Annotated in this window: 13 protein-coding genes; 8 read left to right on the top strand and 5 right to left on the bottom strand. The window is 65.6% G+C overall.

Going from position 1 to position 13133, the window contains the following annotated elements; all coding sequences use genetic code 11:
* Together HU230_RS08770 and HU230_RS08775 are read right to left on the bottom strand one after the other, a co-directional pair.
* A complete protein-coding gene (locus tag HU230_RS08770) occupies nt 1-1152 on the bottom strand; it encodes a DUF2865 domain-containing protein (RefSeq protein WP_176532016.1) in 1152 nt (383 codons plus the stop codon).
* Nucleotides 1153-1296: 144 nt separating this feature from the next.
* On the bottom strand, nt 1297-1620 hold the full coding sequence (locus tag HU230_RS08775; protein ID WP_176535091.1) for a hypothetical protein: 324 nt from the start codon (nt 1618-1620) through the stop codon (nt 1297-1299).
* A gap of 296 nt (nt 1621-1916) precedes the next feature.
* Here HU230_RS08775 and cysS point away from each other — a divergent pair, with 296 nt between their 5' ends.
* From cysS to HU230_RS08795, 4 genes are all read left to right on the top strand, one after another.
* Entirely contained in the window at nt 1917-3332 is a 1416-nt protein-coding gene (gene cysS, locus HU230_RS08780) for a cysteine--tRNA ligase (protein WP_176532015.1), read from the top strand.
* Nucleotides 3329-3835 carry a GNAT family N-acetyltransferase gene (locus HU230_RS08785; protein ID WP_176532014.1) on the top strand — a complete coding sequence of 169 codons (507 nt, stop codon included), beginning with the start codon at nt 3329-3331 and terminating at the stop codon, nt 3833-3835. Before cysS ends, HU230_RS08785 begins: the two co-directional genes overlap by 4 nt.
* On the top strand, nt 3832-5430 hold the full coding sequence (gene cimA / locus HU230_RS08790) for a citramalate synthase (protein ID WP_176532013.1): 1599 nt from the start codon (nt 3832-3834) through the stop codon (nt 5428-5430). Before HU230_RS08785 ends, cimA begins: the two co-directional genes overlap by 4 nt.
* 125 nt (nt 5431-5555) lie before the next feature.
* On the top strand, nt 5556-5933 hold the full coding sequence (locus HU230_RS08795; protein ID WP_176532012.1) for a VOC family protein: 378 nt from the start codon (nt 5556-5558) through the stop codon (nt 5931-5933).
* A gap of 156 nt (nt 5934-6089) precedes the next feature.
* Here HU230_RS08795 and HU230_RS08800 read toward each other — a convergent pair whose 3' ends face one another.
* Entirely contained in the window at nt 6090-6695 is a 606-nt protein-coding gene (locus tag HU230_RS08800; RefSeq protein ID WP_176532011.1) for an LOG family protein, read from the bottom strand.
* 213 nt (nt 6696-6908) lie between these two features.
* Here HU230_RS08800 and HU230_RS08805 point away from each other — a divergent pair, with 213 nt between their 5' ends.
* The 4 genes from HU230_RS08805 (at nt 6909) to HU230_RS08820 (ending at nt 11657) form a co-directional block, all read left to right on the top strand.
* Nucleotides 6909-8897 carry an ABCB family ABC transporter ATP-binding protein/permease gene (locus tag HU230_RS08805; protein WP_210284261.1) on the top strand — a complete coding sequence of 663 codons (1989 nt, stop codon included), beginning with the start codon at nt 6909-6911 and terminating at the stop codon, nt 8895-8897.
* Between the two features lie 53 nt (nt 8898-8950).
* Nucleotides 8951-9649, top strand: a complete 699-nt coding sequence (locus tag HU230_RS08810) for a phosphatidylserine decarboxylase (protein ID WP_092127222.1) — start codon at nt 8951-8953, stop codon at nt 9647-9649.
* 179 nt (nt 9650-9828) lie between these two features.
* Nucleotides 9829-10704: a CDP-diacylglycerol--serine O-phosphatidyltransferase gene (pssA, locus tag HU230_RS08815; RefSeq protein ID WP_176532010.1), complete on the top strand. Its 876-nt coding sequence runs from the start codon at nt 9829-9831 to the stop codon at nt 10702-10704.
* Nucleotides 10705-10937: 233 nt separating this feature from the next.
* Nucleotides 10938-11657 carry an RraA family protein gene (locus HU230_RS08820; RefSeq protein ID WP_176532009.1) on the top strand — a complete coding sequence of 240 codons (720 nt, stop codon included), beginning with the start codon at nt 10938-10940 and terminating at the stop codon, nt 11655-11657.
* Between the two features lie 128 nt (nt 11658-11785).
* Here HU230_RS08820 and HU230_RS08825 read toward each other — a convergent pair whose 3' ends face one another.
* Entirely contained in the window at nt 11786-12406 is a 621-nt protein-coding gene (locus tag HU230_RS08825; RefSeq protein ID WP_176532008.1) for a TerC family protein, read from the bottom strand.
* A gap of 179 nt (nt 12407-12585) precedes the next feature.
* Nucleotides 12586-12939, bottom strand: a complete 354-nt coding sequence (locus HU230_RS08830; protein ID WP_224943126.1) for a hypothetical protein — start codon at nt 12937-12939, stop codon at nt 12586-12588.
* Nucleotides 12940-13133: the final 194 nt, after the last annotated feature.

Below are 13133 nucleotides of genomic sequence, written 5' to 3' on the forward strand. Positions count from 1 at the left end.
TTACTGCTTTTTCGGGATGAAGGTCGGGCCGACCGTGCGGATCTGGCCGTCGCTCGCGGGTGCGGCAGGCGCAGTGGCGTCAGCGGCGGGGGGCTGCTGCGGTTGAGCCGCCGCTGCGGGCGCGCCCTTCTTGCCGGCGGCAGCCTTGGTCTGCGCGCGCTGCTGCATCTTCCGCGCGCTCTCCTCGGTGACGATGATGTCGCCCTGCTGCGCGGCGGACGCCTGGTCGTCGACCGCCTTCAGCGCCTCCGCCCAGCTCTGGCCGGCCGCCTTGCAGGAGCAGGACGGATTGAACTCGGTGCGGTACTTGAAGGCGTTCGGCAGCGACGAGTAGGACTGGCCGCTGATCGAGACCGCCTGGTTGATGTCCTCGCCGGGATTGCGGTAGGCGAACAGGCTGGCCTCCGCGGCCGGGCACTGCGCCTTGCAGATTTGTTCGTCGGCGGCAAAGCGCGCCTGCGAGGTCGCGAACGAGATCGGGAAATAGGCGCCGTCGCAGGTGCGGACGCAGACGGTGCGGAAGGTGCCGGACTGCCCGCCATATTGCGCGTCAGGCGGCGGAAGCGGTTCGTTGGGATTGCCACCGCCGCCGCCGCCGAACAGGTTCTCGATGAAATTGCCGGGGCCGCGCGCGGCCGCCGCGTATTGCGGGCCGCAATTGTTCTGCGCCAGCGCGGTCAGCACCGAGCGGCGCTGGTTCTCGCGGTCGGCGCCGCCGAGCCCGCCGGTGCGCAGCCGCTCGAGATTTGCGGTCATCTGGTCGAGATTGGCGCGCATCTGCTGGATCTGGTTGTTGACCGGTCCGCACTGCGCCGAGTTGTTGTTGAAGAGCGAAAGGAATCCGGAACTGTCGCAGCCCATGCGCCGGGCCTGCGCGGTCACGCGATCCAGCTCGCCCTGCTGCCGGGTTGCAGCGTCCTGATAGCGGCGGATCTGCTCGTCCTTGGCCGGATCGCCGCCGCCGCGATCGATCGCGGCTAGCTGGCCCTCCAGCCGCGCGCACATCGGATTGGCCTGCGCGCCTTGGGGAGCCGGGCCGGGTGGGCCCGGAGGCACCTGCGCCAGGGCATGCGTGGCGGGCAGGGCGATGCCGGCCAGCACGGCGCAAGCCAAGAACCAACGGGAGAAGCGAGAACGGGAGCTATGGGGCATATCCGGCCATTAAAACGACGCCGCGCGGCGATCAACGCCAAAGCGCGCGGCCAGGACCACCTGCAATAGCCGTTTCTCGCGGCAGCGTCACGTCGTTTCCGGGGCGCCGATGTGGCAATAACCCCGTTTGTCCAGCGGCTTGGCTCAGCGCTGGCAGGTGATGGCGACGTATTCGCCGCAGCTATTGCCGGTGCAGGTCTCGCCCGCGGCGTGCGGAACCGCGCCGGTGATCTCGTCGGGATCGACGCGGCGGTAACTGGTGGCCTGCGCAAAATCGCGTGACCGGCAATAGGCGCGGGCGGCGGACGCGCCGCAGCGGTCGCCGTGGGCCAGGCACTGGTCGATGCCGTAGCCGTCGGCCTGGTTGGCGACGATGAAAACGCGGCTGTCGGCCAGCGCGGCCGAGGGGGCAAGGAAGCAAGGGGCAACGAAGAGCGTGCAGGCAATCAATGCTGAAATGGGCCGCATGGTGCACCAGTGAAAATGGCGGGGAATCCGCTGGCCCTCCCGTACGCCCAAATTCTTAATAATGATTAACCATGAGGACATTGGCGTGATTTTGGCGCGGGGCGGGGTACAAAGCGCCTGAAAGCAAGCCCCTTGACGCGATAAAGGGGCCGTGAGACATGGTGGAACCATGAACGGCCACCTCGCCATCTGCAGCATTTGCCGCGAGATTATGAGCTAGCGATTCGCTGGCTGAGGCCGTCTTTTCTCAATCCCCTGAGAATCACTGGACGCCCGGCCGCAAGGGACGGTGATCCATGGAATTGCGCCTTTACGATACGTTGACCCGGGAGAAGCGGCCCTTCGTGCCGCTCGATGCCGATAATGTCCGCATGTATGCCTGCGGACCGACGGTCTACGACTTCGCCCATATCGGCAACGGCCGGGCCGCTGTTGTCTTCGACGTGCTGTTCCGCGCGCTGCGCCATCGCTATGGCACCGATCACGTCACCTATGTCCGCAACATCACCGACGTCGACGACAAGATCAACGTTCGCGCCGCGCGGGACTATCCCGGCATGCCCTTGAACGAGGCGATCCGCAAGGTCACCGAGCAGACCTATCAGCAGTACCAGGACGACGTCACGGCGCTGGGCTGCTTGCCGCCGACCGTGCAGCCGCGCGCGACCGAGCATATCCCGGAGATGCGCGCGATCATCGAGAAGCTGGTCGCCGGCGGCTTTGCCTATGTCGCCGAGGATCACGTGCTGTTCTCGCCGCAGGCGATGAACGCGGCCAATTCAACGCTGCCGCGCTACGGCGCGCTGTCGAAGCGCTCGCTCGATGAGATGATCGCGGGCGCCCGCGTCGATGTTGCGCCCTACAAGCGCGACAACACCGACTTCGTGCTGTGGAAACCGTCGAAGCCCGGCGAGCCGTCCTGGCCGTCGCCGGCAGGCATTGCCGTCGAGGGCCGGCCCGGCTGGCACATCGAGTGCTCGGCGATGGCCTGGAAGCATCTCGGTGAGAAGTTCGACATCCATGGCGGCGGCATCGACCTGGTGTTCCCGCACCATGAGAACGAGCTCGCGCAGACTTGCTGCGCATTCCATACCGACCGCATGGCCAATGTCTGGATGCACAACGGCTTCCTGCAGATCGAAAGCGAGAAGATGTCAAAGTCGCTCGGCAACTTCTTCACGATCCGCGATCTGCTGGCGGATTGGCCGGGCGAGGTGCTGCGGCTCAGCATGCTCCGGACGCATTACCGGTCGCCGCTCGACTGGACGCTGAAGAGCGCGGAAGAAGCCGCACGGACGCTCGACGACTGGTATGCGGTCGCGGCCGACGCCGAGCCCGGCGCGCCGTCGGCCGCGATCGTCGAGGCGCTTTACGACGACCTCAACACGGCGCAGGCCATGGCCGTGCTGCACAGCTTGCGCAATGCTGCCGCGAGCAATGAAGCAGGCCGCAAGGAATTTGCCGGTTCGCTGCGGCTGCTCGGCTTCCTGTCGGAGAGCGCGGCGGCGTGGAAGGGTCGCAAGGAGCAGGCCAGCGGCGTCGATGTTGCCGCGGTCGAGACACTGATCGCTGAGCGCACCACGGCACGTGCGAGGAAGGACTTCAAGGAATCCGACCGGATCCGCGATCAGCTCGCCGCGATGGGCGTCGCGATCAAGGACGGCAAGGATGCCGAAGGAAAGCCGATCACGACCTGGGAGGTTGCGCGATGAGCCGATCCGCACCCGCATTGCGTCCCTATCTGCCCGACGATGCGCCGCTGCTGGCGGCGATCTTCGCGGCGTCGATCATGGATCTGACCGGCGACGATTACAGCGAGGCGCAGCAGGAAGCCTGGGCGATGGCCGCCGACGATGAGGAAGCCTTCGGCAGGAAGCTCGCCGGGCAGCTAACCCTGATCGCGACACTGCAGGGCGCGCCGGTTGGATTCGCCTCGCTGAAGGGGGCCGATCACATCGACATGCTCTATGTGCATCCGAGTGCGGTCGGGCAGGGTGCAGGCAGCGCGTTGTGCGATGCGCTGGAGAAGATCGCGAGCGCCCGCGGCACCAAGGCCCTGAAGGTCGATGCCAGCGACACCGCGCTCGAATTCTTCCGCAAGCGTGGCTACGTCGCGCAGCAGCGCAATACGGTCACCATCAACGACGAATGGCTCGCCAACACCACGATGCAGAAGACCCTCGACGGCGTTGCCGTGCCCGGAGGCCACGCATGAGCCGCGAGCGCCTCTATCTGTTCGACACCACGCTGCGCGACGGTGCGCAGACCAACGGCGTTGACTTCACGCTGCAGGACAAGCAGGTGATCGCCGGCATGCTCGACGCGCTCGGCATCGACTATGTCGAGGGCGGCTATCCCGGCGCCAATCCGACCGACACCGAGTTCTTCAGCAAGAAGCCTGCGTTCGACCACGCGCGCTTCACCGCGTTCGGCATGACGCGGCGGCCGGGCCGTTCGGCGTCGAACGATCCCGGGCTCGCCGGTATCCTCGAGGCCAAGGCGGACGCGATCTGCTTCGTGGCAAAATCCTCGGCCTACCAGGTCCGGGTCGCGCTCGAAACGACCAACGAGGAGAACCTTGCCTCGGTCCGCGACAGCGTCGCGGCTGCCAAGGCGCTCGGTCGCGAGGTGATGGTCGACTGCGAACACTTCTTCGACGGCTACAAGCAGGACCGCGACTATGCGCTCGCCTGCGCCATTGCGGCCTATGAGGCCGGCGCGCGCTGGGTGGTGCTGTGCGACACCAATGGCGGCACCATGCCGCATGAGATCGAGACCATCGTCGGCGATGTCGTCAAGCAGGTGCCCGGCGCCCATGTCGGCATTCATGCCCATAACGATACCGAGCAGGCGGTGGCCAATTCGCTCGCCGCGGTGCGCGCCGGCGCACGTCAGATCCAGGGCACGCTCAACGGCCTTGGCGAGCGCTGCGGCAACGCCAATCTCTGCTCGCTGATCCCGACCTTGAAGCTGAAGCAAGAGTTTGCCGACAAGTTCGAGATCGGCGTCACCACGGAGAAGATGGCGACGCTGATGAAGGTGTCGCGCACGCTCGACGACATGCTCAACCGCGCGCCCAATCGCCATGCCGCCTACGTCGGCGAGAGCGCCTTCGTCACCAAGACCGGCATCCATGCTTCCGCTGTCATGAAGGATCCGCAGACCTATGAGCACGTGCTGCCGGAATCCGTCGGCAACCACCGCAAGGTGCTGGTCTCGGATCAGGCCGGCCGCTCCAATGTGATGGCCGAGCTCGACCGCGCCGGCATGGTCTATGACAAGGGCGATCCGCGGCTGACGCGCCTGGTCGAGGAGCTGAAGGAGCGCGAGGCCGCGGGATTTGCCTATGAATCGGCGAACGCCTCGTTCGACCTGTTGGCGCGCCGCACGCTCGGCAAGGTGCCGGAATATTTCAAGGTCGAGCAGTTCGACGTCAATGTCGAGCAGCGCTATAACGCCAACGGCCAGCGCGTCACGGTGGCGCTCGCGGTGGTGAAGGTCGACGTCGACGGCGAGCGGTTGATCTCGGCCGCCGAGGGCAACGGTCCGGTCAACGCGCTCGACGTGGCGCTGCGCAAGGATCTCGGCAAGTACCAGAAATACATCGATGGCCTGAAGCTGATCGACTACCGCGTGCGTATCCTCAATGGCGGCACCGAGGCGGTCACGCGCGTGCTGATCGAAAGCGAGGACGAGACCGGCGAGAGCTGGACCACGGTCGGCGTCTCGCCCAACATCATCGACGCCTCGTTCCAGGCGCTGATGGATTCGGTGTTCTACAAGCTGGTGAAGTCGGGCGCGCAGGCTTGAGGCGGCTGAAGGAAACAGACGCCGTCATTGCGAGCGAAGCGAAGCAATCCACCTTTCCGCGCGCAAGGATGCATGGATTGCTTCGTCGCTTCGCTCCTCGCAATGACGAGCAGGGAGGAGCCTACATGATCGACCACGTTTCCGTCGGCGTCCGTGATCTCGAGCGCGCCGCGCGATTCTATGAGCCGACGCTGGCTGCGCTTGGCCTGAGCCGTCTCGTCACCCGGCCGGCGACGATCGGCTTCGGCAAGGCCTATTCCGAGTTCTGGATCAACTTGCGCGCCAAGATGGCGCCGGTGCCGCACGAGAGCGGCACCCACATCTGCCTGCGCGCGAAGACCACTGCCGAGGTCGATGCCTTCCATGCCGCCGCGCTGGCCTCCGGCGGCCTCTCCGATGGGGGGCCCGGCCTGCGCCCGCACGACCGCGTGCGCTATTACGCCGCCTTCATCCTCGACCCCGACGGCAACCGCATCGAGGCCGTCACGTTTCCGAGCGAGTGAGGTGATTTGGGTGAGCGCTTACCTAGCCCCGTCGCCCTGAGGTGCGAGCGAAGCGAGCCTCGAAGGATGGACGGCCACCAGCCGGGCCGTGCATGCTTCGAGACGCGCGTTCCGCGCTCGCCAGCATGACGGGATCAGGTTCACGCTATCGAGATATCAGAGCCGCCGCGCCACTTCGGGCGCCAGCTCCTTCGCGGCGGCCGGCTTGCCCGCCACGGCGGAGCGCAGCCGCGGCAAAATCTCGTCGACGCGGTCGGCCATCAGCACGTTGATCGGAAGCGTCGCGCGGATGAACTCGGTCGTGCGCATGTGGCTCAGCAGCGAGAGCAGGGGTTCCCAGAAACCATCAATATTGGCGAGCAGGATCGGCTTGGAGTGACGGCCGAGCTGCTGCCAGGTCAATTGCTCGACCAACTCCTCCAGCGTGCCGATGCCGCCGGGAAGCGCGACGAACGCATCCGAACGCTCGAACATCAGCCGCTTGCGCTCATGCATGTCGGGGGTGACGATCATCTCCTGAACCGAGGTCAGCGCATTCTCGCGCGCCCGCAGGAATTCCGGAATGATCCCGGTGACGGAGCCGCCATGATCGAGGGTGGATTTCGCGACCGCGCCCATCAGGCCGATCGAGCCGCCGCCGTAGACCAGGCGCACGTTGTTTTCGGCAAAGGCCTTGCCGAGCGCGACGGCAGCTTCAACGAAACGGGGATTGTTACCGGGGCCGGAGCCGCAATAAACACAGACAGTCTTGATTTGGTTCATACGATCCTTGTGGCACTGCAGCGTAAACAGGGTCAAGACTCGCATATGGGCATTGAGGGCCAAAATATCCCGTAAATTCCCGCGAATCGCGAACAATTTTCGTCATGAGCCTGTACGCCACGTTGAAACGATCTATATGACGGGCACAATGGCAAATCGTGGAAAAGATGTGGCCGCGGACCGCCGCGCCATGATGGCAAGAGCGGGCTCCTGATGGTGCCGCCGCAACAGACTGTGACCGCGGCCGATCAGCCCACGGCCACCACCCCGGCCGCCGAGAAGGGGACGCTGCTCGGCACCCTCGTTCATCTCTGGCCCTACATCTGGCCCGGCGATCGCGCCGATTTGAAGATGCGCGTGATCTGGTCGGTGGTGCTGCTGCTGTTCGCCAAGCTCGCGACGCTGTCGGTGCCGTTCACCTTCAAATGGGCGATCGATGCGCTGAACGGCACGGGCTCGGCGCCGGTCGCGACTTCGAACTGGATGGTCTGGCTGATCGCTTCGCCGGTGCTGATGACGATCAGCTACGGCGCGGTGCGCATCATCATGGCGGTGCTGACGCAGTGGCGCGACGGCATCTTCGCCCGCGTCGCGATGCACGCGGTGCGGAGGCTCGCCTACATCACCTTCGTGCACATGCACGAGCTGTCGCTGCGCTTCCATCTCGAGCGCAAGACCGGCGGCCTGACCCGCGTGCTGGAGCGCGGCCGCTCCGGCATCGAGACCATCGTGCGGATGGTGATCCTGCAACTGATCCCGACCATCGTCGAGGTCACGCTGCTGGCGGGGGTGCTGCTCTGGCAGTTCGACTGGCGCTACGTGCTCGCGGTGCTGATCACGGTCGTCGTGTTCATGTACTACACCTACATTGCGACCGAGTGGCGGATCGAGATCCGCCGCAAGATGAACGATTCCGATACCGAGGCGAACACCAAGGCGATCGACTCGCTGCTCAACTACGAGACGGTGAAGTATTTCGGTGCCGAGGAGCGCGAGGCCAGGCGCTACGACCGCTCGATGGAGCGCTACGAGCAGGCGAGCGTGAAGACCTACACCTCGCTCGCCGTGCTCAACACCGGGCAGGCGATCATCTTCACCGCGGGGCTGACCGCGACCATGCTGATGTGCGCGTTCGGCATCCGCAACGGTACCCACACCGTCGGCGATTTCGTGCTGATCAACTCGATGATGATCCAGCTGTACCAGCCGCTGAACTTCATGGGCATGGTGTATCGCGAGATCAAGCAGGCGATCATCGACATCGAGAAGATGTTCGACGTGCTGGCGCGCGATCCCGAGGTGAAGGACGTGCCGAGCGCCAAGCCGCTTGTGGTGTCCACAGGCAGCGTGCGCTTCGAGGATGTCCGCTTCGCCTATGAGCCCGACCGGCAAATCCTGAAAGGCCTGAGCTTCGAGGTGCCGGCCGGCAAGACGGTCGCGATCGTCGGTCCCTCCGGCGCCGGGAAATCGACGATCTCGCGGCTCTTGTTCCGGCTCTACGATGTCTCGAGCGGCCGCATCCTGATCGACGGCCAGGACATCAAGAATGTGACGCAGACCTCGCTGCGGTCAGCGATCGGCATGGTGCCGCAGGACACCGTGCTGTTCAACGACACCATCCGCTACAACATCCGCTATGGCCGCTGGGATGCCGGCGATGACGAGGTGGAGGAGGCGGCGCGGCTGGCGCAGATCGACGGCTTCATCCGGATGTCGCCGCAGGGTTACGAGACGCAGGTCGGCGAGCGCGGCTTGAAGCTCTCCGGCGGCGAGAAGCAGCGCGTCGCGATCGCGCGCACCGTCTTGAAGGCGCCGCCGATCCTGGTGCTCGACGAGGCGACCTCGGCGCTCGACAGCCACACCGAGCACGAGATCCAGGGCGCGCTGGAGCGGGTCTCGCGCAACCGCACCTCGCTGGTGATCGCGCACCGGCTGTCGACCATCGTCGGCGCCGACGAGATCATCGTGCTGGACCAGGGCCGGATCGCCGAGCGCGGCACCCATGCGCGGCTTTTGGCCTCGGACGGCCTCTACGCCAGCATGTGGAACCGGCAGCGCGAGGCTGAGGAGGCCCGCGAACGGCTCGCCCAGGTCGATGACGACGGCAGCGCGCCGAATCGCCAGCCGCCCGTGGTCACCGATTCGTCGGAGGATTCCACCCCTGACGCGGGTGAGAAACCCTTGCCGACCGCCGCGGAATAGTCGATTTAGGGCCTCTCCCGCCAAACGGGGCGGGGAAACGCAAGCGAGCTCTGATGTCGATCGCCAATTCCATCCGCGCACAGATCCCGCCGATCCACCCCGAGGGCTATCCGTTCATCGGTGGCTTCGCCCTGGCGAGCCTGATCCTGTTCTGGATCTGGACCCCGCTGGGCTGGATCGGGACGCTGCTCACGGTCTGGTGCGCGCTGTTCTTCCGCGATCCCGTTCGCGTGACGCCGCTGCGCGACGGCATCGTGGTGTCGCCGGCCGATGGCCGCGTCTCCATGGTGGTGCAGGCGCTGCCGCCGGCCGAGCTCGGCCTCGGCGACAAGCCGCTGCCGCGGGTCTCGGTGTTCATGAGCGTGTTCAACTGCCATGTGAACCGCAGCCCGGTGGCCGGCCGCATCGACCGCATCGCCTACAGGCCCGGCGCCTTCATCAATGCCGAGCTCGACAAGGCGAGCGAGGACAATGAGCGCAACTCGCTGGTGATCTCGGGCGCCAATGGCCGCATCGGCGTGGTCCAGATCGCCGGTCTCGTGGCGCGCCGCATCGTCTGCTTCGTCAAGGAAGGCCAGTCGATCGGCGCCGGCGAGCGTTTTGGCCTGATCCGCTTCGGCTCGCGGCTCGACGTCTACCTGCCCGAGGGTACCAAGGCGCTGGTCTCCGAGGGGCAGACCGCGGTGGCCGGCGAGACGATTCTGGCGGATTTCCGCAACGCCGACCCGGGCCGCACCTACCGCGCCGATTAACTCTGTTTCGCCAGCCTGGAGCTCCCCTTCCGCCCGGAATCGGAACGGGAGCTCTGGTTTTCTATCTTGACGCGTTTTCTTAACGCGAACCGCTGTCCACTTCGCTGGAAACGCTTTAACCAGCCGGTTCCCGCCGTGATGGCGGAGCCGGGCCATGCTTGCTATATTGCAAGGCCATGATGCCCTTTGATCCCAACTCCACCGAGTCTCGCCGCCGCCGGTTCCGCCCGATCCCGGTGCGGATGCTCGTGCCCAACATGATCACGCTGCTGGCGATCTGCGCCGGCCTGACCGCGATCCGGCTGTCGACGGAAGGGCGGATGGAGCTTGCGGTCGCCGCCATCGTGTTCGCCGCGATCCTCGACGGCATCGACGGCCGCGTCGCCCGCATGATCAAGGGCCAGTCGAAATTCGGCGCCGAGCTCGACAGCCTCGCCGACTTCGTCAATTTCGGCGTCGCGCCAGGTCTGATCCTGTATTTCTGGCAGCTGCACGAATTGAACAATGGCGGCTGGATCGCCGCGATGGTGTTTGCGATCTCCGGCGGCCTGCGGCTTGCGCGCTTCAATGCCTCGATCGACGACCCGAACAAGCCGGCCTTCGCCGCCAATTACTTCACGGGTGTGCCGGCGCCGGCCGGTGCGATCACGGTGCTGCTGCCGATCTATCTCGCCTTCCTCGGCGTGCCGATGCCGCCGGCGACGTTGACGGCGTTCTACACGCTCTTGATCGCCTTCCTGATGGTGTCGCGGCTGCCGGTGTTCTCCGGCAAGACCGTGAAGATGCGCGTGCCGCCGGAGATGGTACTGCCGGTGTTCGTGTCGGTGGTGTTCTTCGTCGCGCTGCTGATCGGCTATCCCTGGCACATCCTGTCGGCGGGTTCGGTCGCCTATTTGATCAGCCTGCCCTGGGGCTGGAAATCGTATCGCGACCAGGAGCGCCAGCTTGCGGCGCAGACGCAAGGCGCAAGCGCGCCGGCGCCGGCATCACCGTCGCCTTACACGCCACAGGGCACCGATCCGGACCACGACGATCGTCCCGCGCATCTACATTGAGAGGCGCACGGGTCCTCTCCACGTCATTGCGAGCGAAGCGAAGCAATCCATGCCGCGGCATATGCGGAGAGATGGATTGCTTCGTCGCTGTCGCTCCTCGCAATGACGGAGTGGGGCGGGGCAGTCCATCTTCCCAAATATCAGCCATGAGCGTGGCTCGGTTGGGTTCGCCTGCGATCTCGGCTATAGGCTGAGACGGCCCAGCGAACGCCAAAAATCAGGAGAGAAACGCCGTGACGACATCCGCTTCCGCCCCGCTGCCTGCTTCCGTCCTCGAGGCGTTGGCGCGCTATGACACGCCGACGATCTGCAACGCGATGGAGATCGTCGCGCCGGAGCGTCGTCTGATCGGCTACACCGTGAAGCCGCTGGTCTGCCCGTTCCCGACCTTGCCGCCGATCGTCGGCTACGCGCGCACGGTCGCGATCCGCTCGGTGCTGAAATCCGGCCTCTCGGCCGAGGAGCAGTCGAAGCGCCGCATCGAATACTATGAATATGTCGGCACCGGCTTCGGTCCGCGCATCTCTGTGATCCAGGACATCGACGGTCCCGACGTCGGCTATGGTGCGTTCTGGGGCGAGGTGCAGAGCGCCGTGCACAAGGCGCTCGGCTGCCTCGGCGTCATCACCGACGGCTCGATCCGCGACATTCCGCAATGGGCGCCGGGCTTCCAGGCGCTGGCCGGCTCGATCGGTCCGTCGCACGCCTGGGTGCATGCCGAAAGCTTTGGCGGCGAGGTCCGCGTCGCCGGCATGACGGTGCGCTCTGACGATCTGATCCACGCCGACAGCCACGGCGCGATCGTGATCCCCCATGACATCGCGGCGAAGCTGCCCGAGGCCGCCGAACTCTGCGGCCGTCGCGAGACCCCGATCCTCGACATCGCGCGCAGTAAGGATTTCACGCTCGAGAAGTTGAAGGAAGCGCTGAAGCGTTCGGCGGAAATCCACTGACGCTGGATGAGATCGATCGGCCGCCGCGACAGAACTGCGCTCATCGTGGAGAGAGCCCCCACCCGGAACGCATCTGACGATGCGTTCCGACCTCCCCCGCAAGCGGGAGAGGTGCAACGAGCCCGCCGTCAAGCCGGCGCGACCTTCGCGATCTCGGATGCGCCGCGGATGATCATGTCGACGGCGACGTAGAGGATCACGGCGAGGCCGACATAGGCGATCCAGCGGTGGTTCTGCAGCAGTTTTGCGATGAAGGTGGCGGCCGCGCCCATCATCGCGATCGAGAGCGCGAGGCCGAACACCAGCACGATCGGCTGCTCGCGCGCCGCGCCCGCAACCGCCAGCACGTTGTCGAGCGACATCGAGACGTCGGCGATGATGATCTGCGTCGTGGCCTGCCACAGCGTCTTGCGCTGGCCTTCCGCGCCATCGGCGGCATGCTCGACCGTCGTCTCCTGTGCGGTGGCGCGCAACTCGCGCCACATCTTCCAGCACACCCAAAGCAGCAGGATGCCGCCGGCCAGCAGCAGGCCGACGATCTGCATCAGTTGCGTGGTGAGAAGGGCGAACAGGATGCGCAGCAATGTCGCAGCAGCGATGCCGATCAGAATCGCCTTGCCGCGTTGCTTCGCCGGCAGGCCTGCCGCGGCAAGGCCGATCACGACGGCGTTGTCGCCGGCCAGCACGAGGTCGATGGCGACGACTTGCAGCAACGCGCTGAGGGCGTCGAGTGAAAACAGTTCGGACATGAGCAATGCTCCCCTTGAGGTCGGGGAGTGGACCGTTCGACGACGCAGGATGTCGCCGTCATGTAGACGGCAAATCCGCCGCGGCGCGCGTCCGCGTCGCGGGTCGAAGCAGGGCCACTCCAACTGAGTTCCAGTCCGACATCGCAGCTTGTGGCTGCCAGAGGGGCCCGGCCTGGGATCTACGGTCGTAACACCGGACGCAGCGCGGTCTGTTCCTCGAAGAACAGCGCCGCCTGATCCGGCTCGCCGAGGATCGCCGCCGCGCACCCCATGAAGGTGAATGCTCCGGCAAAATCCCACAGCGTGAGGTTCGCCACGTTTGCACGCATGTGGATCACGCGCGCCGCAGACGCGGCAATGGCTGCCTCCGCGAACAACACCAGGCTGAGCGCGGGCAGCACCAGTGCGGGCTCAACCAGACGAACGGTCAGGATGATCGGCAGCGCGGTCAGCACCGCGAATAGCAGGAGCATGCCGAACGGCTCCAGCGAGGGAGCCTTCCGCGAGAACCTGTCTGAAATGGTCGAGGACATTCCGACTCTTGCCGATCCTGGCCTTGTTGTTCATCCCGACGATATCAGAACGTATTCACGTTGAGGCGCGGCGCGGCGCCGCGCGACCGCCGCAGGCCGCGCGACAGACTGTACACTTGGGACCACGGACGAGGGCCGTGGGCGGGCGATTTCGGCGCCGTTTTTGGGTGATCGCGCCGCGGCCTGCCATGGCA

This window comes from Bradyrhizobium quebecense (assembly GCF_013373795.3).
Lineage (GTDB): Bacteria > Pseudomonadota > Alphaproteobacteria > Rhizobiales > Xanthobacteraceae > Bradyrhizobium > Bradyrhizobium quebecense.